The sequence below is a fragment of the Streptomyces sp. GbtcB6 genome (genome assembly GCF_019091475.1).
Lineage (GTDB): Bacteria > Actinomycetota > Actinomycetes > Streptomycetales > Streptomycetaceae > Streptomyces > Streptomyces hyaluromycini.
The window spans coordinates 16,555-38,378 of record NZ_JAGXJL010000046.1 but is presented as its reverse complement, the minus strand read 5'-3'; the positions used below and the strand labels follow the sequence as shown (position 1 = coordinate 38,378).

Annotated in this window: 20 protein-coding genes; 19 read left to right on the top strand and 1 reads right to left on the bottom strand. The window is 69.7% G+C overall.

All coding sequences use genetic code 11. The features are described 5' to 3' along the window. Positions 1 to 3: 3 nt before the first annotated feature. From thrC to rho, 3 genes are all read left to right on the top strand, one after another. A complete protein-coding gene (thrC, locus tag KVT45_RS43740) occupies positions 4 to 1,062 on the top strand; it encodes a threonine synthase (protein ID WP_217555101.1) in 1,059 nt (352 codons plus the stop codon). A gap of 254 nt (positions 1,063 to 1,316) precedes the next feature. After that, positions 1,317 to 2,258 (top strand): homoserine kinase, encoded by a 942-nt coding sequence (gene thrB, locus KVT45_RS43735; RefSeq protein ID WP_217555100.1) that lies wholly within the window; start codon positions 1,317 to 1,319, stop codon positions 2,256 to 2,258. Between the two features lie 403 nt (positions 2,259 to 2,661). Next, entirely contained in the window at positions 2,662 to 4,704 is a 2,043-nt protein-coding gene (gene rho / locus KVT45_RS43730) for a transcription termination factor Rho (protein ID WP_217555098.1), read from the top strand. 371 nt (positions 4,705 to 5,075) lie between these two features. Here the strand turns inward: rho and KVT45_RS56950 are convergent, their stop codons facing one another. Further along, positions 5,076 to 5,369, bottom strand: a complete 294-nt coding sequence (locus tag KVT45_RS56950; protein WP_254648217.1) for a hypothetical protein — start codon at positions 5,367 to 5,369, stop codon at positions 5,076 to 5,078. On the opposite strand from KVT45_RS56950, the gene KVT45_RS43725 reads away from it, so the two are divergent. The 16 genes from KVT45_RS43725 to KVT45_RS43650 all read left to right on the top strand — a co-directional run bounded on the left by KVT45_RS43725 (position 5,350) and on the right by KVT45_RS43650 (position 21,766). Then, on the top strand, positions 5,350 to 7,503 hold the full coding sequence (locus KVT45_RS43725) for a S8 family serine peptidase (protein WP_308311042.1): 2,154 nt from the start codon (positions 5,350 to 5,352) through the stop codon (positions 7,501 to 7,503). The two genes, KVT45_RS56950 and KVT45_RS43725, sit on opposite strands and share 20 nt — an antisense overlap. Then, a complete protein-coding gene (locus KVT45_RS43720) occupies positions 7,418 to 7,924 on the top strand; it encodes a hypothetical protein (protein WP_217555096.1) in 507 nt (168 codons plus the stop codon). The genes KVT45_RS43725 and KVT45_RS43720 overlap by 86 nt, the downstream gene beginning before the upstream one ends. A gap of 166 nt (positions 7,925 to 8,090) precedes the next feature. Beyond that, positions 8,091 to 9,914, top strand: coding sequence for a trypsin-like serine protease (locus KVT45_RS43715; RefSeq protein WP_308311041.1), 1,824 nt, complete (start codon positions 8,091 to 8,093; stop codon positions 9,912 to 9,914). Positions 9,915 to 10,132: 218 nt separating this feature from the next. Further along, a complete protein-coding gene (locus KVT45_RS43710) occupies positions 10,133 to 11,251 on the top strand; it encodes an LCP family protein (RefSeq protein ID WP_217555095.1) in 1,119 nt (372 codons plus the stop codon). 251 nt (positions 11,252 to 11,502) lie between these two features. Then, positions 11,503 to 11,727, top strand: a complete 225-nt coding sequence (gene rpmE / locus KVT45_RS43705) for a 50S ribosomal protein L31 (RefSeq protein ID WP_030049623.1) — start codon at positions 11,503 to 11,505, stop codon at positions 11,725 to 11,727. 108 nt (positions 11,728 to 11,835) lie between these two features. Then, complete coding sequence (gene prfA, locus KVT45_RS43700) at positions 11,836 to 12,912, top strand: peptide chain release factor 1 (protein WP_217555094.1); 1,077 nt, start codon at positions 11,836 to 11,838, stop codon at positions 12,910 to 12,912. Between the two features lie 48 nt (positions 12,913 to 12,960). Further along, positions 12,961 to 13,806: a peptide chain release factor N(5)-glutamine methyltransferase gene (gene prmC, locus KVT45_RS43695; protein ID WP_217555093.1), complete on the top strand. Its 846-nt coding sequence runs from the start codon at positions 12,961 to 12,963 to the stop codon at positions 13,804 to 13,806. 61 nt (positions 13,807 to 13,867) lie between these two features. Continuing rightward, positions 13,868 to 14,515, top strand: a complete 648-nt coding sequence (locus KVT45_RS43690) for an L-threonylcarbamoyladenylate synthase (protein ID WP_217555092.1) — start codon at positions 13,868 to 13,870, stop codon at positions 14,513 to 14,515. Beyond that, entirely contained in the window at positions 14,512 to 15,195 is a 684-nt protein-coding gene (locus KVT45_RS43685) for a protein-tyrosine-phosphatase (protein ID WP_089098762.1), read from the top strand. The genes KVT45_RS43690 and KVT45_RS43685 overlap by 4 nt, the downstream gene beginning before the upstream one ends. A gap of 309 nt (positions 15,196 to 15,504) precedes the next feature. Continuing rightward, complete coding sequence (gene glyA / locus KVT45_RS43680; protein ID WP_217555091.1) at positions 15,505 to 16,749, top strand: serine hydroxymethyltransferase; 1,245 nt, start codon at positions 15,505 to 15,507, stop codon at positions 16,747 to 16,749. 149 nt (positions 16,750 to 16,898) lie between these two features. Then, positions 16,899 to 18,263: an MraY family glycosyltransferase gene (locus KVT45_RS43675; protein ID WP_217555090.1), complete on the top strand. Its 1,365-nt coding sequence runs from the start codon at positions 16,899 to 16,901 to the stop codon at positions 18,261 to 18,263. Between the two features lie 302 nt (positions 18,264 to 18,565). Then, complete coding sequence (locus tag KVT45_RS43670) at positions 18,566 to 18,997, top strand: TspO/MBR family protein (RefSeq protein ID WP_217555089.1); 432 nt, start codon at positions 18,566 to 18,568, stop codon at positions 18,995 to 18,997. Positions 18,998 to 19,207: 210 nt separating this feature from the next. After that, the gene (atpB, locus tag KVT45_RS43665) at positions 19,208 to 20,044 is read left to right on the top strand and encodes a F0F1 ATP synthase subunit A (RefSeq protein WP_217555088.1); all 837 of its coding nucleotides are present in this window, start codon (positions 19,208 to 19,210) and stop codon (positions 20,042 to 20,044) included. Positions 20,045 to 20,116: 72 nt separating this feature from the next. Beyond that, positions 20,117 to 20,365 (top strand): ATP synthase F0 subunit C, encoded by a 249-nt coding sequence (gene atpE / locus KVT45_RS43660; protein WP_217555087.1) that lies wholly within the window; start codon positions 20,117 to 20,119, stop codon positions 20,363 to 20,365. Positions 20,366 to 20,402: 37 nt separating this feature from the next. Then, positions 20,403 to 20,948: a F0F1 ATP synthase subunit B gene (locus KVT45_RS43655; protein ID WP_089098758.1), complete on the top strand. Its 546-nt coding sequence runs from the start codon at positions 20,403 to 20,405 to the stop codon at positions 20,946 to 20,948. Beyond that, positions 20,945 to 21,766, top strand: a complete 822-nt coding sequence (locus tag KVT45_RS43650) for a F0F1 ATP synthase subunit delta (RefSeq protein WP_217555086.1) — start codon at positions 20,945 to 20,947, stop codon at positions 21,764 to 21,766. The genes KVT45_RS43655 and KVT45_RS43650 overlap by 4 nt, the downstream gene beginning before the upstream one ends. Positions 21,767 to 21,824: the final 58 nt, after the last annotated feature.

The window sequence follows — 21,824 nt, the reverse complement described above, 5'->3', positions numbered from 1 at the left end:
GCAATGACCCACCAGTGGCGCGGAATCATCGAGGAGTACCGGGACCGACTCCCGGTGTCCGACACCACGCCGGTCGTGACGCTCCGCGAGGGCGGCACGCCCCTCGTGCCCGCGCAGGTGCTCTCCGAGCGCACGGGCTGCGAGGTCCACCTCAAGGTGGAGGGCGCCAACCCGACCGGGTCCTTCAAGGACCGCGGGATGACCATGGCCATCAGCAAGGCCAAGGAGGAGGGCGCGCAGGCGGTCATCTGCGCCTCCACCGGCAACACCTCGGCCTCCGCCGCCGCGTACGCCGTGCGCGCCGGGATGGTCTCCGCCGTGCTCGTGCCGCGGGGCAAGATCGCGCTCGGCAAGATGGGCCAGGCCCTCGTGCACGGCGCGAAGATCCTCCAGGTCGACGGCAACTTCGACGACTGCCTCACCCTCGCCCGCAAGCTGAGCGAGAACTACCCGGTGGCGCTGGTCAATTCGGTCAACCCGGTGCGCATCGAGGGCCAGAAGACGGCCTCCTTCGAGATCGTGGACATGCTCGGCGACGCACCCGACATCCACGTCCTGCCGGTCGGCAACGCGGGCAACATCACCGCGTACTGGAAGGGGTACAAGGAGTACGCCGCCGACGGCATCTCCACCGGGACGCCCCGGATGTGGGGTTTCCAGGCCTCCGGCAGCGCCCCGATCGTGCGCGGCGAGATCGTCAAGGACCCCTCGACCATCGCCACCGCGATCCGCATCGGCAACCCCGCCTCCTGGCAGTTCGCGCTCGCGGCCCGGGACGAGTCCGGCGGCTTCATCGACGAGGTGACGGACCGTGAGATCCTGCGCGCCTACCGGCTGTTGGCCGCTCAGGAGGGTGTCTTCGTGGAGCCCGCCTCCGCCGCCTCCGTCGCCGGTCTGCTGAAGGCCGCCGAGCAGGGCAAGGTCGACCCCGGCCAGCGCATCGTCTGCACGGTCACCGGCAACGGCCTGAAGGACCCCGACTGGGCCGTCGCCGGCGCCCCGCAGCCGGTCACCGTGCCGGTCGACGCGGCCGCCGCGGCGGACCGTCTCGGCCTCGCCTAGAGAATCACCGGAGGGCGTCCCGGACAGGGAACTCCCTAAGGAGGGGGCACAGGGGGCTTACGACACGCATCGTGCGCCTCCTGTGCGCCCTATGTCGCCACAGAACCTTCCTTCGATAGGCTGTACCGAACCCGCCCGCTGCATATGCCTCCGCATATGGCGCGGTGCCGCGCCGTCTCCACGGCCCGAGGGTCCCTCAGGTACCTATCGAATGTCATTCGACCATCACGCAGCTCAAGGAGAGTCATCGAGCGATGGCCGGTCCAGCGTTCCGCGCCGCCGCCGTCCGGGTGCGCGTCCCCGCCACCAGCGCCAACCTCGGCCCGGGCTTCGACGCCCTGGGCCTCGCGCTGGGGCTCTACGACGACGTCGTCGTCCGGGTGGCCGACTCAGGGCTGCACATCGACATCGCGGGGGAGGGCAGCGAGACGCTGCCGCGTGACGAGAGCCATCTCCTCGTCCGCTCCCTGCGCACCGCCTTCGACCTGCTGGGCGGACAGCCCCGCGGCCTGGAGATCGTGTGCGCCAACCGCATCCCGCACGGCCGTGGTCTCGGCTCCTCCTCCGCCGCCATCTGCGCCGGCATCGTCGCCGCCCGTGCGGTGACCATAGGCGGCGAGGGCAGACTCGACGACGCGGCCCTGCTGGAGCTCGCGACCGAGATCGAGGGCCACCCCGACAACGTGGCGGCCTGTCTGCTCGGCGGTTTCACCCTTTCCTGGATGGAGTCCGGCGCCGCCCGGGCGATCAGGATGGAGCCCAAGGATTCCATCGTTCCGGTGGTTTTCGTGCCCGGGAAGCCGGTCCTCACCGAGACCGCGCGCGGACTGCTTCCGCGCACCGTGCCGCACGTCGACGCCGCCGCCAACGCGGGCCGTGCCGCCCTGCTCGTCGAGGCCCTCACCCGGCGCCCCGAGCTGCTGCTGCCCGCCACCGAGGACCGTCTGCACCAGGAGTACCGCGCCCCCGCGATGCCGGAGAGCGCCGCCCTGGTGGAGCGGCTGCGCGCCGACGGCATCCCGGCCGTGATCTCCGGTGCCGGACCCACCGTGATGGCGCTCGCCGACGCCGGCAGCGCCGACAAGGTGCAGGCCCTGGCCGGTGCGGGCTGGGCCGCCAACCGGTTGAACCTCGACGTCCAGGGAGCGAGTGTGCTGCCGCTCGCGCCCGCCAATGACACTTCCAGCGACATGTGACGCGCACGATTGCCGGATTTGGAGAGGGGGAATGTTTGTTGGATCCGGTAGTGTTAACCTCAAGTCTGCACCCGACCCCACCATGGCGAGGTGCATCGTGTCCCCGTCGGGGACGGACATTCTTCCGGGAGTCTCCCAAGCCACTCAGCGTTCTGTATGACGTACCTGGGCAGTACGCCGTACCCGGGCACTGAGCGGGCCGCTGGGCACGCTCCGGAATGGGTGCTACCACGCCTCGTGACACCGGGTGCCACGGCTGAGGAAGCGCCGTCATCAGAAATTCTCTCCGCCGCTTAGGCGGACCACCGCCCCGGCACGGTCCACACAGCAAGGACCGAAGCCGGACAGCACAACCGGTCGCCGAGCCAGACAGGCCGACGTCCGCTCCAGGGAAGGACCCTTCGTGAGCGACACCACCGATCTGATGGGCGCACGTGTCGAGGAGACCGCTGCCGCGCCCGCCACGGACGCCTCCGCGCCTGCCTCCGGTGCCGGCTCCCGGCGGCGCCGCGGTACCGGCCTCGAGGGCATGGTGCTGGCCGAGCTTCAGCAGGTCGCATCCGGCCTCGGCATCAGGGGCACCGCGCGCATGCGCAAGAGCCAGCTGATCGAGGTCATCAAGGAGGCGCAGGCCGGTGGGGGAGCCCCCGCCAAGGCCGAGACCGCCACCGAGACCAAGCCGAAGCGCCGGGCCACCTCCAAGGCCCGTACGGGCGAGGAGGCCGCCGAGAAGAAGGCGGAGCAGGCCGCCGAGGTCCCCGCCGAGAAGGCCGTGGCCCAGCAGCAGATCGAGATCCCCGGCCAGCCGGCCGGCGGTACCTCCCGCACCGGCGAGGCCGAGCGCGGCGGGGACGACGCCCCGGCCGAGCGCCGCCGTCGCCGGGCCACCGCCGAGGCCGGCAGCCCCACCGCCACCGGCGCCGAGACCATCGCCGCCGAGGCGAAGACCGAGCCGAAGGCCGAGACGCCCGCGCAGCCCCAGCAGCAGGGCGAGGCCAGGGCCGACGCCGGTGACGAGGGCCGTGGCCGCCGTGACCGTCGCGGCCGTGACCGCGACCGGCGCAACAAGGGCGACGAGCAGCAGGGCGGCGGCCAGGGCGGCCGCCAGGACCGGCAGCAGGACCGCCAGGACCGTCAGCCGCAGCAGCCTCAGCAGCAGGGCGGCGGCCGCCAGGACCGCAACGCCGGCCCGCAGGACGACGACGACTTCGGTGACCGCCGTGGCCGTCGCGGCCGTTACCGGGACCGTCGTGGCCGTCGTGGCCGTGACGAGATCGGCGGTTCCGAGCCGCAGCTCGCCGAGGACGACGTCCTGATCCCCGTCGCGGGCATCCTCGACATCCTCGACAACTACGCGTTCATCCGGACCTCCGGCTACCTGCCCGGTCCGAACGACGTGTACGTCTCCCTCGCGCAGGTCCGCAAGAGCGGTCTGCGCAAGGGTGACCACGTCACCGGTGCGGTCCGCCAGCCGAAGGAGGGCGAGCGCCGCGAGAAGTTCAACGCGCTGGTCCGCCTCGACTCCGTCAACGGCATGGCGCCCGAACAGGGCCGTGGCCGCCCGGAGTTCAACAAGCTGACGCCGCTGTACCCGCAGGACCGGCTCCGTCTGGAGACCGACCCGGGCGTGCTGACCACCCGCATCATCGACCTCGTCGCGCCGATCGGTAAGGGCCAGCGCGGTCTGATCGTGGCCCCGCCGAAGACCGGCAAGACCATGATCATGCAGGCGATCGCCAACGCGATCACGCACAACAACCCCGAGTGCCACCTGATGGTCGTCCTTGTCGACGAGCGTCCGGAAGAGGTCACGGACATGCAGCGGTCGGTCAAGGGCGAGGTCATCTCCTCGACCTTCGACCGTCCGGCCGAGGACCACACCACGGTCGCCGAGCTGGCGATCGAGCGCGCCAAGCGCCTGGTGGAGCTGGGCCACGACGTCGTCGTGCTGCTCGACTCGATCACGCGTCTGGGCCGTGCGTACAACCTCGCGGCGCCGGCCTCCGGCCGCATCCTGTCCGGTGGTGTCGACTCGACCGCCCTGTACCCGCCGAAGCGCTTCTTCGGTGCGGCCCGCAACATCGAGGACGGCGGCTCGCTGACCATCCTCGCCACCGCCCTGGTGGACACCGGGTCCCGCATGGACGAGGTGATCTTCGAGGAGTTCAAGGGCACGGGCAACGCCGAGCTCAAGCTCGACCGGAAGCTCGCCGACAAGCGCATCTTCCCGGCGGTGGACGTCGACGCGTCCGGCACCCGTAAGGAAGAGATCCTGCTCGCCAGCGACGAGCTTGCCATCGTCTGGAAGCTGCGCCGGGTGCTGCACGCCCTCGACCAGCAGCAGGCGGTCGAACTGCTCCTCGACAAGATGAAGCAGACGAAGTCGAACGCCGAATTCCTGATGCAGATCCAGAAGACGACGCCGACGCCCGGTAACGGCGACTGAGGGTTCGCCCGAGAGCTGTCGTAAGAACAAGGCGCAGGGCCGTCCCTTCGGGGGCGGCCCTGCGCCTTGTGTGTCCGGTGTTCCGGTGGGGCCGGGCGGTCTGCGTCGAACCCGGCGATGCGGTTGGGGCACCACAGCCCCCTTTTTTCTAGTGATGCCGGTCACACGAATCCGGGGTTTTTACCTCCGCTTTGCCGACGTGAAGGGGCCGGTCGCGGGAGCCGCGAACGCTGTGACGACGGTGGTTGTGCCGGTCGCCGAGCCGTCCAGGCACAGCGAGCCTCCCATGACCCGCAGGTCGACGTAGAACCGCGTGGTCCTGCCGGACCGCTGGAGGCCGTGGATGCGTTCGTCGATGTAGCCGAGATCGTTCAGAACCGTCCTGACCTGGCCGGGGGCGGATCCGTCAGGCCGCTGAGCGCCTTGGTGATGCGCTTGGAGTGGAGACGGCCCTCACACTTCTCGATCGCGCTCAGTGTCGCCTCTTGCGGTGTCCCGGAGGCGTCCGGCGTCAGTGCGGTGCCGTCGGGCGCGGACTCGTCGATCGGCAGCGGCTCCACGGGGGCGGTCGGCGGCACCGTTCGCGTCAACGTCGTCACCGAGAACCGCACGGACCTCTCCGCCGCGGCGTCGGCCGGTGAGACGGTGCAGTCGTTCGAGACCATGCCGGTCGTCACCCTCAAGGTCGACCGGAGCGGGCTGGACCGGCTGTCCGCCCAGCCGGGCGTGGTCAGCGTCACCGAGGACGTCCCGGTGCCGCCGTCGCTGGACGAGAGCGTTCCCGTCATCGGTGCCGACCAGGCCTCCGCTCAGGGCATGACCGGCGCGGGCAGTGTGGTGGCCGTCCTGGACACGGGGGTCGCGACCCACCACCCGTTCCTCAAGGACCGGGTCATCTCCGAGGCGTGCTTCTCGCCGATCGACCCCGACCTCACCGCCACCAGCCTGTGCCCCGACGGGACCGATCACCAGGAGGGGACGGGCACGGCCGACTCCGGGACCGGCCCCTGCGCGACCATCGCCGAGTGCGACCACGGGACCCACGTGGCCGGCATCGTCGCCGGCAACGGCGAGGGCATCACCGGAGCCCCGAAGCGGGGTGTCGCCCCCGGTGCGAACATCATCGCCCTCCAGGTGTTCAGCAAGTTCGACTCCGAGGACGTCTGCGGCCCCGGCGCCGCACCCTGCGTGCTCAGCTTCACCAGTGCCCAGCTGGCCGCTCTGGAGAAGGTGCTCCAACTGCGGCAGTCCGGGACGCCGGTGGTGGCCGCGAACCTGAGCCTGGGCGCCGGCCGGTACGCAACCGCCTGCGAGAACGACGCGCGCAAGCCGGCCATCGACAACCTGCTCGCCGCCGGCGTCGCCACCGTGGTCGCGGCCGGCAACGACGGGTACACCGACGCGGTGAGCGCCCCCGGCTGTGTCGCCTCCGCGGTCACGGTCGGCGCCACCACCGACGACGACCAGCTGTCCGCGTTCACCAACCGCGGCCCGCTGCTGGACCTCCTCGCCCCCGGTACCAGCATCGTCTCCTCGGTTCCGGGTGACGGGTACGCCTCGAAGAGCGGCACCTCCATGGCCGCGCCGCATGTGGCCGGCGCCCTCGCCATTCTGCGGCAGGCGTTCCCGAACGACAGCGTCGCGAACCTGGAGTCGCGGCTCGAGAGCAGCGGAAAGACCGTCTCCTACACGGGCGCCGACACGCCCCGCATCGACGTCGCCCAGGCGCTCGGCGCCACCGTTCAGCCTGCGACGACCGGCAGCGACTTCAACTGCGACAAGAAGGAGGACATGGCCGTCGCCGACCCCGAGGCGACCGTCGGCGGTGACGCCAAGGCCGGCCTCGTACGGGTCGTCTACGGCGGCGGCAAGGGCACGGCCGAGCTGAACCAGGACCTCGCCTCGGTGCCCGGCGACGCCGAGCCGAACGACTACTTCGGCGACTCCCTCGCCACCGCCGACTACGACAAGGACGGCTGCACCGACCTGGTCGTCGGCACGTCCCGCGAGGACGTCGGCAGCGCGACGGACGCCGGCACCGTGGACGTGCTGTACGGAGCCTCCGGCGGCCTCGGTACCGGCAAGGCGGCACTCCACCTCGAACAGGGCACGGGCTCCGAGGGCATCCTCGCCGCGTCCTCGGAATCCGGGGACCGCATGGGCGCCGCCGTGGCCGCCGGCCTGACGATCGATCAGGAGCCGTACCTGGTCATCGGAGTCCCCGGTGAGGACATCGACGGCAAGGCGGACACAGGCGCCGTCTTCTATCTGCGCGGCAGCGTCAACCGGACGCTGGTCCAGGGCAGTTCGGGGGTGGCGGGAACGCTGGAGGCGGGTGGCAAGTTCGGTTCATCCGTGGCCGCGAGCCCTGAGTACGTGGTGGTCGGTATACGGGGCGAGGGCGTCGTGCCGGGCCCGGGCCCGAACGCAACCGAGGTGGTGGCGGGTCAGGTCGACGTGATGACCCATGAACTCAACGACAGCGGCGTCCCGGCCCACGTGGGGTCCGTCGACGAGGCCAGCCCGTACGTGAGTGATCAGGCCGAGGCGGGGGACCAGTTCGGTGCGTCGGTCGCGGCCACCCAGGCTCTGGTCTACCGGGGCCTGCCGTGGCCCCTGCGGACCACGTACATCGCCATCGGTGTCCCGGGGGAGGACCTCACCTACGGAGGGGCGGCCAAGGCCGACGCCCGGACGTGCCGTCGTCGTCAGGGTGACGAAGAGTTTCGGGATCTCGGAGGTCAACACGGGCTACGACCAGTCGCCGGACGACGTCACCGGAGCACCCGAGGCCGGTGACCGCATGGGCGCCCAGGTTGCCCTCGTCAACCGGGATCCCGGGACGGTCGCGACCGACGCGAGTCTGGTGATGGCCGTCGGTGTGCCGGGCGAGGACATCGGCACGGTCGCCGACGCCGGTGCGGTGCAGGTCTTCGGTCTGTACAGCGCGCCGGGTGCCGCCGACCGATGGGGCGAGGCCGGCAACAGCTCCGGCATGCCCGGAACCCCGACCGCCGCGCAGGCGGCGGGCACCAGTCTGTACGGCACGCGGGCCAACCTCTACATCGGCATGCCCTTCGGACCGGGCGCCTACGGCTCCCTCTACGCGATGCCGTGGGCGAACGTGACCGGAGGCACCGCACAGCCGGTCATCACCTACGCACCGGGCACGGGTGGCCTCCCGGCTGCCGGGCTGCGGTTCGGCATGTCCGCTCGGTGAGCGACGTCTTCACGGACGTGTAGCCCCGATCTTCCCGGAACAGAGCAAAGCGCCGCCCCCTGCGTCCCGCGGGGGGCGGCCCTTTGCGTTTCTTTCTCCGATGTACGATCACGCCCTTCGGTCAGTTGACCGAATCACGAACTTCTGAGCCCGAGGGGGGACTTAGGTGGGTACAGCCACGTCCGGGAGCGGTCGCCACAGACGCCGGATACGTTTCGCCCTGCCCGTGGCCGCGGCCGGCATCGCCGCCGCCGTCACGGCCGCACTGATCTCGACCTCCGCCAGCGCGACCACCCAGCCGGTGCCCACGGTCAAGCCGGCCGTCAGCACGACGTCGCAGGCCACGCTGAAGCAGCGCGCCGCCGACGCCGTCGCCGCCGTCAACGGCAAGACCACCACGACGAAGACGTCGAGCAGCGGTTCCGCCGTCTCGCCGAAGATCATCGGTGGCGGAACGACCACCATCTCCTCGGCGCCCTGGATGGCCCAACTCTGGTACGACGACACCAAGGGCACCACCAGCACCAGCGACGACGTCGCCTTCTTCTGCGGTGGCTCGGTGATCTCGCCCACGAAGATCCTCACTGCCGCACACTGCGTCAAGGGCTTCAAGTGGAGCACCACCAGGTCCGTGGTCATCACGGGCACCGCCTCGCTGCCCACCACCAACAGCGACGGCAGTGACAACCTGCACGGCGGCACCGTCTCCGCCGTCCTGCGCCAGTGGAACCACCCGTCGTACACCGTGTCGAGCAGGGGCGTCCCCAACAACGACGTCGCCGTGCTCACCCTGGGCGCCCCGGTCAAGGCCACGCCGATCCGGCTGACGACCAACACCGACACGGCCTCCTACAAGGCGAACACCAGCGCCAAGGTCTACGGCTGGGGCCGCACCAGCTCCACCTCCGACGACATCTCCGAGACCCTGAAGACGGCCACGCTGCCCATCCAGTCCGACACCACCTGCACGGGCGGCTACGGCAGCGACTACGTCAAGGGCCACATGGTCTGCGCCGGCAAGGCCGCCACCGGTTCCGACACCGGCACCACCTCGGCCTGCAACGGCGACTCCGGCGGCCCGCTGGTCGTCGGCGGCCGGATCGTCGGCGTGGTCTCCTGGGGCGTCGAGAACTGTGTCGCCAAGGGCGCCTACAGCGTCTTCACGAAGGTCAGCACCTACGTCGGTGCCGCCTACGCGCAGATCGCCGACACCAACCTGAGCTACACCGACGGCAAGGCCGACCTGTTCGCCCGCAAGTCATCGACCAAGGTCGGTTACGAGCTGGACTCCAAGGGCACCTCGCTCGCCTCCCGCGTCTCCTGGGGCGACTTCAGCGGTGTCAACGTCATCCTCCAGGCCGACCTCGATCGCGACGGCTACCAGGACTTCGTCTTCCGGGTGGCCTCCAGCGGTGACGTCTACTGGTTGCACTTCGTGCTGAACAGCGACCAGACCGACGGCTCCTGGACCACGACGAAGATCTTCACCAACTGGAAGACCCGCAAGGCCATCGTCATCCCCGGTGACCTCACCGGCGACTACCTGCCCGACGTGCTCTCCGAGGACTCCGGCGGCGTGCTGTGGCTGTACCCGGGCAAGGGCGACGGTACCTTCGCCGCCCGCGTCCGCATCGGCGGCGGCTGGAGCCAGTACAACCAGCTGCGCGGCGTCGGCGACTTCAACGGCGACGGCAAGGCCGACCTGCTGGCCCGCAAGAGCAGCGGCGGCGACCTGTACCTCTACAAGGGCACCGGCAAGTCCGGCACCGGCCTCTTCTCGGCCCGCGTGAAGGTCCGCTCCGCCTGGACCGGCTTCAACACCCTCGCCGCGGTCGGCGACCTGACCGGCGACGGCAAGGCCGACTTCCTGGCCCGGACGACCGGCGGCACGCTGTACCTCTACCCGGGCACCGGCAAGGCGACCAGTGAGATCTTCGGCACAAGGAAGTCGCTCGGTACCGGTTTCCAGCAGTACGACATCTTCGGCTGAAATACCTGGTGAGCGGGGTTCGACCCCACTTGTCCGATGACACGGTGTGCCCATCGCGCTACGCGGTGGGCACACTGCGTTGTGCAACCCTTTCCCGAGTTTCGCCGTCTGACCAGGCGGAGCGACGATGGTCCGGTACGTGCCGATGATCCGGGTACGCCGGGCCTGACCCTGAAAGCAGGGGATAACCGAGCAGTCGTACGAGAACAGAGGAGCCCATGTCCGCCGAGAGCACGCCCGGTCCGGGCATACCCGGGCCCGGTGCGAAGGCCACGAGCCACCGCAAGCCCCGAGGGGCGGGCCGCAGGGCGCTGCTCGTCACGGCCTGGACGGCGGCCGGCATCCTCGTCCTCGGCGGCACCGGCGTCGGCTACCTCTACTTCAAGCTCAACGGCAACCTCAAGACCGTCGACATCAACCAGGCGCTCGGCACCGACCGGCCCACCAAGGTCGACAACGGCTCCGAGAACATCCTGGTACTCGGCTCCGACTCGCGCTCCGGCTCCAACAAGAAGCTCGGCGGGGGCACCGACGACGGCAGCGCACGCTCCGACACGGCGATGATCATCCACGTCTACAAGGGCCACAAGAAGGCCGCCGTGGTCTCAGTCCCCCGGGACACCCTGGTCGACCGCCCCTCCTGCACCGACGCGCAGGGCACCACCCACTCCGCCGCGACCGGCGTGATGTTCAACTCCGCGTACTCCACGGGTGGCGCGGCCTGTGCGGTCAAGACCGTCGAATCGATCACCGGCATCCGCATGGACCACTACCTGGAGGTCGACTTCTCGGGCTTCCAGAAGCTCGTCGACGAGCTCGGCGGGGTCACGGTCACCACGACGAAGAACATCGACGACCGGGAGAGCCACCTCGACCTCAAGGCCGGCACGCACACGCTGAACGGCAAGCAGGCCCTCGGCCTGGTGCGCACCAGGCACGGCGTCGGCGACGGCTCCGACCTGGGCCGCATCCAGCTCCAGCAGGCGTTCGTCAAGGCCCTGATCGACCAGGTCAAGCAGGTGGGCGTGTTCACCAGCCCCAAGAAGCTGTACGACCTGGCCGACACCGCGACGAAGACGGTCACCACCGACTCCGACATCGGCTCGGTGGACTCCCTGATCGGCTTCGCGAACGGGCTGAAGTCCATCAGCTCCAAGAACATGCACATGGTGACGATGCCGGTCGAGTACGACCCGGCGAACCCGAACCGGGTGATCGTGGCCGAGGCGAAGGCGAAGCTGGTGTGGAAGGCCCTGAAGAACGACCGGCCGATCCCGGCGTCCGCCACGAAGGGCACGGCGACGGGGCAGGCCAAGGGCGTCGTGACGTCGTCGTGAGGGTGCCGGTGAGTGGGGGCTGATCGCGCAGTTCCCCGCGCCCCTGAAAGACAGGTGGGACCAGCTGACCTGCTTTTCAGGGGCGCGGGGAACTGCGCGACAAGCCCCCGCGCACCCGCAGGGAATAGATCACCGAAGCCCCCGGTTTTGGGGTATGCGTCCAGCCCTGGCAGACTGGTACGTCGGCCCCGGTTCACGCCCCGCAAGCCCGCGTGGGCGACCCGGCGCCCTCCCGATATCTAGGAGACACCTTGAAGCGCGAGATCCACCCCGAGTACGTCGAGACGCAGGTCAGCTGCACCTGTGGCGCGTCGTTCACCACCCGTAGCACGATCACCAGCGGCACCATCCGTGCCGAGGTCTGCTCCGAGTGCCACCCGTTCTACACGGGCAAGCAGAAGATCCTCGACACCGGTGGCCGTGTGGCCCGCTTCGAGGCCCGCTTCGGCAAGGCTGCTGCCGGCTCCAAGAAGTAGCGAGCCCCATTTCGCCGGTCCACGGCCACGCTCCGACGAGGGCGTGCCCGGGACCGGCGTTTTTGGTCGCCCGCCTTCCCTTCCGTACGCAGTATCAGGAGCCCAAAAATGTTCGAGGCCGTCGAGGAACTCGTCGTCGAGCACGCAGACCTGGAGAAGAAGCTCGCCGACCCGTCGGTCCACGCCGACCAGGCCAACGCGCGCAAGCTGAACAAGCGCTACGCCGAACTCACCCCGATCGTCGCCACGTTCCGCTCCTGGAAGCAGACCGGCGAGGACATCGAGACCGCGCGTGAACTGGCCGCCGACGACCCCGACTTCGCCGCCGAGGTCAAGGTGCTGGACAAGCAGCGCGACGAGCTCACCGAGAAGCTGCGCCTGCTGCTCGTACCCAGGGACCCGTCCGACGACAAGGACGTCATCCTGGAGATCAAGGCCGGCGCCGGCGGCGACGAGTCCGCGCTGTTCGCCGGTGACCTGCTGCGCATGTATCTGCGGTACGCGGAGCGCGTCGGCTGGAAGACCGAGATCATCGACTCCACCGAGTCCGAGCTCGGCGGCTACAAGGACGTCCAGGTCGCCGTGAAGACCAAGGGCGGCCAGGGCGCCACCGAGCCCGGCCAGGGTGTCTGGGCGCGGCTGAAGTACGAGGGCGGTGTGCACCGCGTGCAGCGCGTGCCGGCGACCGAGTCGCAGGGCCGTATCCACACCTCGGCGGCCGGTGTGCTCGTCACGCCGGAGGCGGAGGAGGTCGACGTCGAGATCAACCCGAACGACCTCCGGATCGACGTCTACCGGTCCTCCGGGCCCGGCGGGCAGTCCGTCAACACCACCGACTCCGCCGTGCGCATCACGCACATCCCCACCGGAGTCGTCGCCTCCTGCCAGAACGAGAAGAGCCAGCTGCAGAACAAGGAGCAGGCCTTGCGTATCCTGCGCTCCAGGCTGCTCGCCGCGGCGCAGGAGGAGGCGGAGAAGGAGGCCGCCGACGCCCGCCGCAGCCAGGTCCGCACCGTCGACCGCTCCGAGAAGATCCGCACGTACAACTTCCCGGAGAATCGCCTCTCGGACCACCGCGTGGGCTTCAAGGCGTACAACCTGGACCAGGTCCTGGACGGCGACCTCGACGCGGTGATCCAGGCCTGCGTCGACGCGGACTCGGCCGCCAAGCTCGCAGCCGCGTAAGGCACGTACGCACGTACGCACGGACGAGTTACGACACGGAGGACCAGCGTGAACCTGCTGCTCGCCGAGGTGGCCCAGGCCACCCAGCGGCTGGCCGACGCCGGCGTGCCCTCGCCGCGCAACGACGCGGAGGAGCTCGCCGCGTTCGTGCACGGCGTGAAGCGGGGCGCGCTGCACTCCGTCAAGGACTCCGACTTCGACGCCCGCTACTGGGAGGTCATCGCCCGCCGGGAGCAGCGTGAGCCGCTCCAGCACATCACCGGGCGGGCCTATTTCCGGTACCTCGAACTCCAGGTGGGGCCGGGCGTGTTCGTGCCGCGCCCCGAGACCGAGTCCGTGGTCGGCTGGGCCATAGACGCCGTGCGCGCCATGGACGTGGTCGAGCCCCGCATCGTCGACCTGTGCACCGGTTCCGGCGCCATCGCGCTCGCCCTCGCCCAGGAGGTCCCGCGCTCGCGTGTGCACGCCGTGGAGCTGTCCGAGGAGGCGCTCCAGTGGACCCGCAAGAACATGGCGGACTCCAGGGTCGACCTGCGCCAGGGAAACGCCCTGGACGCCTTCCACGACCTCGACGGCCATGTCGACCTGGTCATCTCCAATCCTCCGTACATCCCGCTCACCGAGTGGGAGTACGTCGCCCCCGAGGCCCGCGACTACGACCCGGAGCTGGCCCTGTTCTCCGGCGAGGACGGCCTGGACCTGATCCGGGGCATCGAACGCACCGCGCACCGGCTGCTGCGCCCCGGCGGTGTCGTCGTCATCGAGCACGCCGACACCCAGGGCGGCCAGGTGCCGTGGATCTTCACCGAGGAGCGGGGCTGGGCCGACGCGGCCGACCATCCGGACCTCAACAACCGCCCCCGCTTCGCGACCGCCCGCAAGGCGCTGCCGTGAGCACCCCGCAGGCAGTGTTTTCCGAAGTCCAGAATTTCGTGTACGAGGAGGCCCGCTAGACATGGCACGGCGATACGACACCAACGACGCGACCGACCGCGTGACGGGTCTGCGCGAGGCCGCGTCCGCCGTCCGCCGGGGCGAACTGGTGGTGCTGCCGACCGACACGGTGTACGGAATCGGCGCCGACGCGTTCACCTCGGAGGCGGTCGCCGACCTCCTCGACGCCAAGGGGCGGGGCCGCAACATGCCCACCCCGGTGCTGATCGGTTCCCCGAACACGCTCCACGGTCTCGTCACCGACTTCTCCGAGATGGCCTGGGAGCTGGTCGACGCGTTCTGGCCGGGCGCCCTCACGCTGGTCGCCAAGCACCAGCCGTCCCTGCAGTGGGACCTCGGCGACACCAGGGGCACGGTGGCCGTCCGGATGCCCCTGCACCCCGTCGCCATCGAGCTGCTCACCGAGGTCGGCCCGATGGCCGTCTCCTCCGCCAACCTCACCGGCCACCCGTCCCCGGAGACCTGTGACGCCGCGCAGGAGATGCTCGGCGACTCCGTCTCCGTGTACCTCGACGGCGGCCCGACCCCCGGCAACGTCCCCTCGTCGATCGTCGACGTCACCCGCGAAGTTCCGTTGCTGCTGCGCGCGGGCGCGATCTCGGCGGAGGAGCTGCGGAAGGTCGTACCCGACCTTGAGGTGGCGAATTGACAGCCCCTGACGCGGGGCGTGGCATAGGCAACGGGGAAAGCGCGGCGGAGATCACGACGACGTTCGTGGGGCTGCCGCGCGACAGCTTCCGCATCCTCCACGTCAGCACCGGCAACGTGTGCCGCTCGCCGATCACCGAGCGGCTGACCCGCCATCTCGTGACGGACCGGCTCGGCGCCTTCCTCGGCGGCGGGCTGGTCGTGGAGAGCGCGGGCACCTGGGGCCATGAGGGCGCGCCCATGGAAGCCAACGCGGAGGCCGTCCTCGCCGACTTCGGTGCGGACGCCTCCGGCTTCGTGGGCCGCGAACTGCTCGACGAGCACGTGATCCGGGCCGACCTGGTCCTGACCGCCACCCGTGACCACCGGGCCCAGGTCATCTCCATGGGCCACTCGGCGGGCCTGCGCACCTTCACGCTGAAGGAGTTCACCCGGCTGGTCCGCGCGATAGACCCGGCGACCCTGCCGCCGACGTCGGAAGGCGTGGTCGTCCGGGCGCGTGCGCTGGTCCGTGCGGCGGCGGCGCTACGCGGGTGGCTGCTGGCGCCCACGGCGGAGGCGGACGAGGTCTACGACCCGTACGGCGCCCCGCTCCCGTTCTTCCGCTCGATCGGCGACGAGATACACGAGGCCCTGGACCCGGTGGTCACGGCACTGACCGGTGTCCCGGCGCGGATGTAAGTCCGCGTCTCTCACATCGGCACCCGGCGCTGCAGGCCGTGCCCACCCTCCCCCACGCTCGGCTTCGCTCGCGCGGGGGACCCCCCATCGCCCTGCGGAACGCCTGCCCACGGCGGTTGCGATGGCGCCCCGTAAGGGGCGCGGGGAACTGCGCGAGCAACCCCCACGCACCCGCACTCGCGCGACCGGCCGCAACCACCCCTCCGGCAGCGAAACCACCGGCACCACGGTCGTACGCACAAACCGCGCGTCCACCCCATACCGGGCCTACATTGGTCATACGTCACCGTCGACCGCCCGGAGCCCGTCATGTCGGTCACCTCTGCCCTCGTAGAGGGCGATCTGCTACGGCGGCAGGACCCGGAGCTGGCCGAGATCCTGCTGGGGGAGCTGGCGCGGCAGTCGACGTCGCTGCAGCTGATCGCCGCCGAGAACTTCACCTCCCCGGCCGTGCTGGCCGCGCTGGGGTCGCCGCTGGCCAACAAGTACGCCGAGGGATATCCGGGCGCCCGGCACCACGGCGGCTGCGAGATCGTGGACGTCGCCGAGCGGCTCGCCGTGGACCGGGCCAAGGCCCTCTTCGGCGCCGCGCACGCCAATGTGCAGTCCCACTCGGGGTCGTCGGCCGTCCTGGCCGCGTACGCCGCCCTGCTGCGCCCCGGGGACACCGTGCTCGCCCTGGGGCTGCCCTACGGCGGTCATCTCACGCACGGCTCGCCGGCCAACTTCTCCGGCCGGTGGTTCGACTTCGTCGGGTACGGGGTGGACGCCGAGAGCGGCTACATCGACTACGACCAGGTGCGGGCGCTGGCCCGCTCGCACCGGCCCAAGGCGATCGTGTGCGGGTCCATCGCCTATCCCCGGCACATCGACTACGCCTTCTTCCGCGAGGTCGCCGACGAGGTGGGCGCCTACCTCATCGCCGACGCCGCCCATCCCATCGGGCTCGTCGCCGGCGGAGCGGCACCGAACCCGGTGCCGTACGCCGACGTGGTGTGCGCGACGACACACAAGGTGCTGCGCGGACCGCGCGGCGGGATGCTGCTGTGCGGTTCGCCGGAGCTTGCCGAGCGGCTCGACCGGGCGGTGTTCCCGTTCACGCAGGGCGGCGCGCAGATGCACACCATCGCCGCGAAGGCGGTCGCGTTCGGGGAGGCGGCAACACCGGCGTTCACCGCGTACGCCCATCAGGTGGTCGCCAATGCGAGGGTTCTCGCGGCCGGCCTTGAGGAGGCGGGGCTGGTCGTCACCACGGGCGGCACGGACACCCATCTGATCACCGTCGACCCGGCGCCGCTCGGGGCCGAGGGGAAGGCCGCCCGGGGACGGCTCGCGGCCGCCGGGATCGTCCTCGACTGCTGTGCCCTGCCGCACGGTGACGCGCGAGGGCTGCGGCTGGGCACCGCCGCCGTGACAACGCAGGGCATGGGGGAGACGGAGATGGCCCGGATCGCGGTGCTGCTGGCGGGCGTGGTGAGCGGTGTCACGGACGCGGGGAGGGTGCGTGACGAGGTGCGTGAGCTCACCGGTAGATTTCCGCCGTACCCCGGGTGAGACGGGGTAGGCGCAGCGTCGTACACCCGTTGTACGCCCGGTTCACAGCCACCCGTGCAACCATCGTCGCTACCCGGAAGTCCCCACACATATGCGTCCCTCGCTAGGGTGTGGGGCTGTGATGGCCAGCGAGACATGTGGGGAAGCCTGTGCGTGAATACCTGCTGACGCTCTGCATCACGGCCGCGGTGACGTACCTGCTGACAGGGCCGGTACGGAAGTTCGCGATCGTGGCAGGGGCCATGCCGGAGATCCGGGCACGTGACGTGCACCGGGAGCCCACTCCGCGGCTCGGCGGGATCGCGATGTTCTTCGGCCTGTGTGCGGGGCTGCTGGTCGCGGACCACCTCACCAACCTCCATGAGGTCTTCGGGAAGTCGAACGAACCGCGGGCGCTGCTCTCCGGCGCGGCACTGATCTGGCTGATCGGCGTCCTGGACGACAAGTTCGAGATCGACGCCCTGATCAAGCTGGGCGGCCAGATGATCGCCGCGGGCGTCATGGTCATGCAGGGTCTGACGATCCTGTGGCTGCCCATCCCGAGTGTCGGCACGGTGGCGCTGACCCCGTGGCAGGGCACCCTGCTGACGGTGGCGCTGGTCGTCATCACCATCAACGCGGTCAACTTCGTCGACGGCCTGGACGGCCTGGCCTCCGGCATGGTGTGCATCGCGGCAGCGGCGTTCTTCATGTACACCTACCGGATCTGGTACTCGTACGGCATCGAGGCCGCCGCCCCGGCCACGCTGTTCTCGGCGATCCTCATGGGCATGTGCCTGGGCTTCCTGCCGCACAACATGCACCCCGCCCGGATCTTCATGGGCGACTCCGGCTCGATGCTGATCGGACTGGTGCTGGCCGCCGGTGCGATCTCCGTCACGGGCCAGGTCGACCCGGACGCGATGAACCTGTACGCCGGTTCCGAGCGCAGCGCCGTGCACCAGATGGTCCCGGTCTACATCCCGCTGCTGCTGCCGCTGACCATCATCGCGGTACCGGCCGCCGACCTGGTGCTGGCGATCGTGCGGCGCACCTGGCGCGGCCAGTCGCCGTTCGCGGCGGACCGCGGGCACCTGCACCACCGGCTGCTGGAAGTCGGCCACTCGCACAGCAGGGCCGTGCTGATCATGTACTTCTGGGCGGCCCTGATCGGCTTCGGGGCGCTGGCCTACTCCGTGAACTCCGCGTCCATGTGGATCGTGCTCGGTGTGGTGTTCCTCAGCGCGGTCGGCCTGGGGCTGCTCCTGCTGCCGCGGTTCACGCCGCGTGCCCCGATGTGGGCGCAGGCCATCGTGCCGCCCCGCTACCGGCGTCGCGGGACCGTCCAGCCGGCCGAGGAGCCGGCGGCGGCAACTGTCCAGGCGGCGGAGTCCGTTGAGCTGGAGGAGCCGGAGAAGCCGAGCGACGAGCACCGCTCCCCGGTGTCCGCCGGAGTGGCCTCGGTCAACGGCGCGACCGCCATCGGAGCCCGTTCGCGCTTCCTGGACCGGCGCACTTCCGAGACGTCTCGCTGACGCCGCCAAGGTAAGAATCTGACTAGAGCATTGCCAAGTCGTGGGGGACCAAAGCCCCCCAATACCAGACACAACGGCTCGGTTTTCGCTCAGACGCGCAGGTTCACTCTCATGTGTGACAGCGAGCACACCTACCAGGTAAAGACCTCATCAAATAGTTTGTGATACGGTTCACGAGAACCCCGGACAGAGTCGAAGGACCCGACTGCGACGGTCCGTCAGCGTGAGGTCTTCGACCCTCCGACCGGGACTACGCTCGTCCATGACGACACCTGCCCCCCTGTGAAAGCGGAGTTGCCGCCATGCCGTCCAATGACGCCCGGATCCTGGCCCAGGCCGCCGTACCCACGGCTGCCGTCGGCGTGCTCGCCGCCGTCGTCAGCGGCGTGGTCGCGGGCGGCAAGGGGGCGATCGGGGCGATCGTCGGGACGGTGATCGTGATCCTCTTCATGGGGATCGGTCTCTATGTCCTGCAGCGCACGGCCAAATCCATGCCGCAGCTCTTCCAGATGATGGGCCTGATGCTCTACGCGGCCCAGCTTCTGCTGCTGGTCATCTTCATGGCCGTGTTCAAGAACACGACGTTGTTCAACCCCCGGGCCTTCGCCATCACGCTCGTGGTCGCCACGCTCACGTGGATCGCGGCACAGACCCGCGCCCACATGAAGGCCAAGATCCTCTACGTCGAACCCGAGAAGTCCGAGAAGTCCGAGAACTCCGGACAATCGTCGTGAGAGGTAGGGCCGGGATAAAGGCGCACGAGAGATGCTGCTATCGTCCGGTGCCAACTGCGGCATCGCGGGCGCGGGCATCTGAGCTGACGCCTGCTCAATCGCGAGGCGAGATGCCCCCCAGCCGCCCCCACATCCGTAACACCAGTCCCGTGCCGAACCGCGGCCCTGCGCCGCGCCGACACAACGAGGTTGCCGTACCCATGCGCCACGATGAAGGAGCCCGCGGTGAGTGCTGACCCGACGCAGACGCTCGCTTTCGACACGAGCTGTCACCTGTTCGACGGGTGTGGCTTCCCGGCTCCGGGCCTGCACTCGTTCCTGTTCAAGCCGCTCTTCGGCGACGCGGACAGCAACCTGTACTTCAACAAGACGATGCTGCTGGCGCTGCTCGGGTCGATCGTCATCGTGGGCTTCTTCTGGGCCGCCTTCGCGAAGCCGAAGGTCGTCCCGGGCAAGCTCCAGATGATCGCCGAGACCGGCTACGACTTCGTCCGGCGCGGCGTCGTCTACGAGACCATCGGCAAGAAGGAAGGCGAGAAGTACGTCCCGTTCGTCGTCTCGCTCTTCTTCTTCATCTGGATGATGAACCTCTGGTCGATCATCCCGATCGCCCAGTTCCCGGTCACCGCGATCATCTCGTACCCCGCGGTCCTGGCCGGCCTCGTCTACATCACGTGGGTCGCGCTCACCTTCAAGCGCCAGGGTTTCGTCGGCTTCTTCAAGAACGTCACCGGCTATGACAAGACGCTCGGCGGAGTGCTGCCGCTGTCGATGACGATCGAGTTCTTCTCGAACCTCATCGTCCGGCCGTTCACCCACGCCGTGCGACTCTTCGCGAACATGTTCGCAGGTCACACCCTGCTGCTGCTCTTCACCATCGCCAGCTGGTACATGCTGAACGACATCGGCATCGCCTACTCCGGTGTCTCGTTCGTCATGGTCCTCGTGATGACCGCCTTCGAGCTCTTCATCCAGGCTGTCCAGGCGTACGTCTTCGTACTGCTGACCTGCAGCTACATCCAGGGCGCGCTCGCCGAGCACCACTGAGCCGTCCCACCACCCACCCAGACATCCGGTGGCCAACCCCCACCGGTCATTGAAAGAGAAGGAAGAACCGGCATGTCCGCTCTCGAAACCCTTGCCGCCGGCGTCCAGATCAAGGGCAACCTCGGTTCCATCGGTTACGGCCTCGCGGCGATCGGCCCGGGCGTCGGTATCGGCATCATCTTCGGCAACGGTACGCAGGCGCTCGCCCGCCAGCCCGAGGCTGCCGGCCTCATCCGCGCCAACCAGATCCTCGGCTTCGCCTTCTGTGAGGCGCTCGCCCTGATCGGTCTGGTCATGCCGTTCGTCTACCCGACCTCCTGACCCGCCCGTCGCGCACCAATAGACGAAAGGCACTGATATGAGCCCCCTGGTTCAGCTTGCGGCTGAGGAGGCCGAAAACCCCCTCATCCCGCCGATCCCAGAGCTCGTCATCGGCCTGATCGCCTTCGTCATCGTCTTCGGCTTCCTCGCCAAGAAGCTCCTTCCGAACATCAACAAGGTTCTGGAGCAGCGCCGCGAGGCGATCGAGGGCGGTATCGAGAAGGCCGAGGCCGCGCAGACCGAGGCCCAGAGCGTCCTTGAGCAGTACAAGGCGCAGCTGGCCGAGGCCCGTCACGAGGCCGCGCGCCTGCGCCAGGAGGCTCAGGAGCAGGGCGCCACGCTCATCGCCGAGATGCGCGCCGAGGGCCAGCGGCAGCGTGAGGAGATCGTCGCCGCCGGTCACGCGCAGATCGAGGCCGACCGCAAGTCCGCCGCGCAGGCGCTCCGTCAGGACGTCGGCCACCTGGCCACCGACCTGGCCGGCAAGCTCGTCGGCGAGTCCCTTGAGGACCACGCCCGGCAGAGCCGCGTGATCGACCGCTTCCTCGACGAGCTTGAGGAGAAGGCCGAGGCGGCTCGATGACAGCGCACGGAGCGAGCCGCGAAGCCGCGGCAGCCGCACGTGAGCGTCTCGACGCGCTGACGGACTCCACGTCCGTGGACGCGACGCGGCTCGCCGACGAGCTGGCGGCCGTCACCGCGCTGCTCAACCGCGAGGGAGGCCTGCGCCGCGTCCTCACCGACCCGGCACAGGCCGGCGAGGCGAAGGCCGAGCTGGTCCGGCGCCTGATCGGCGGCCAGGTCTCCGAGACCACCGCCGACCTGGTGTCCGGCCTGGTCCGCTCCCGCTGGTCGCAGACCCGCGACCTGGTGGACGCGCTGGAGGAGCTGGCGAACACCGCCGACCTCACGGCCGCGGAGAAGTCCGGCACGCTGGACGACGCCGAGGACGAGCTGTTCCGGTTCGGCCGGATCGTCGCCTCCAGCACCGAGCTGCGCGCCGCGCTGACCGACCGCAAGGCCACCGTCGCCGCGAAGACCGAGCTGCTGCACCGGCTGCTCGGCGGCCGCGCCAAGCCGGTCACCGAGCGTCTGGTCACGCGCCTTGTGACCGTGCCGCGGGGACGTAGCCTGGAAGCGGGCCTGGAGGCCCTGTCCAAGCTGGCCGCGGAGCGTCGTAGCCGTGTCGTCGCCGTCGTCACCTCGGCGGTGCCGCTGAGCGAGCCGCAGAAGCAGCGCCTGGGCGCCGCCCTCGCGAAGCTCTACGGCCGCACGATGCACCTCAACCTCGACGTCGACCCCGCGGTCGTCGGCGGGATCCGGGTGCAGGTCGGTGACGAGGTCATCAACGGTTCCATCGCGGACCGGCTGGAGGACGCGGCCCGCCGCATGGCGAGCTAGCACCTCGGTAGTCGAGAACAAGCAGTACGTACTTACGACGGCCCGGGTTGGGCCGTAC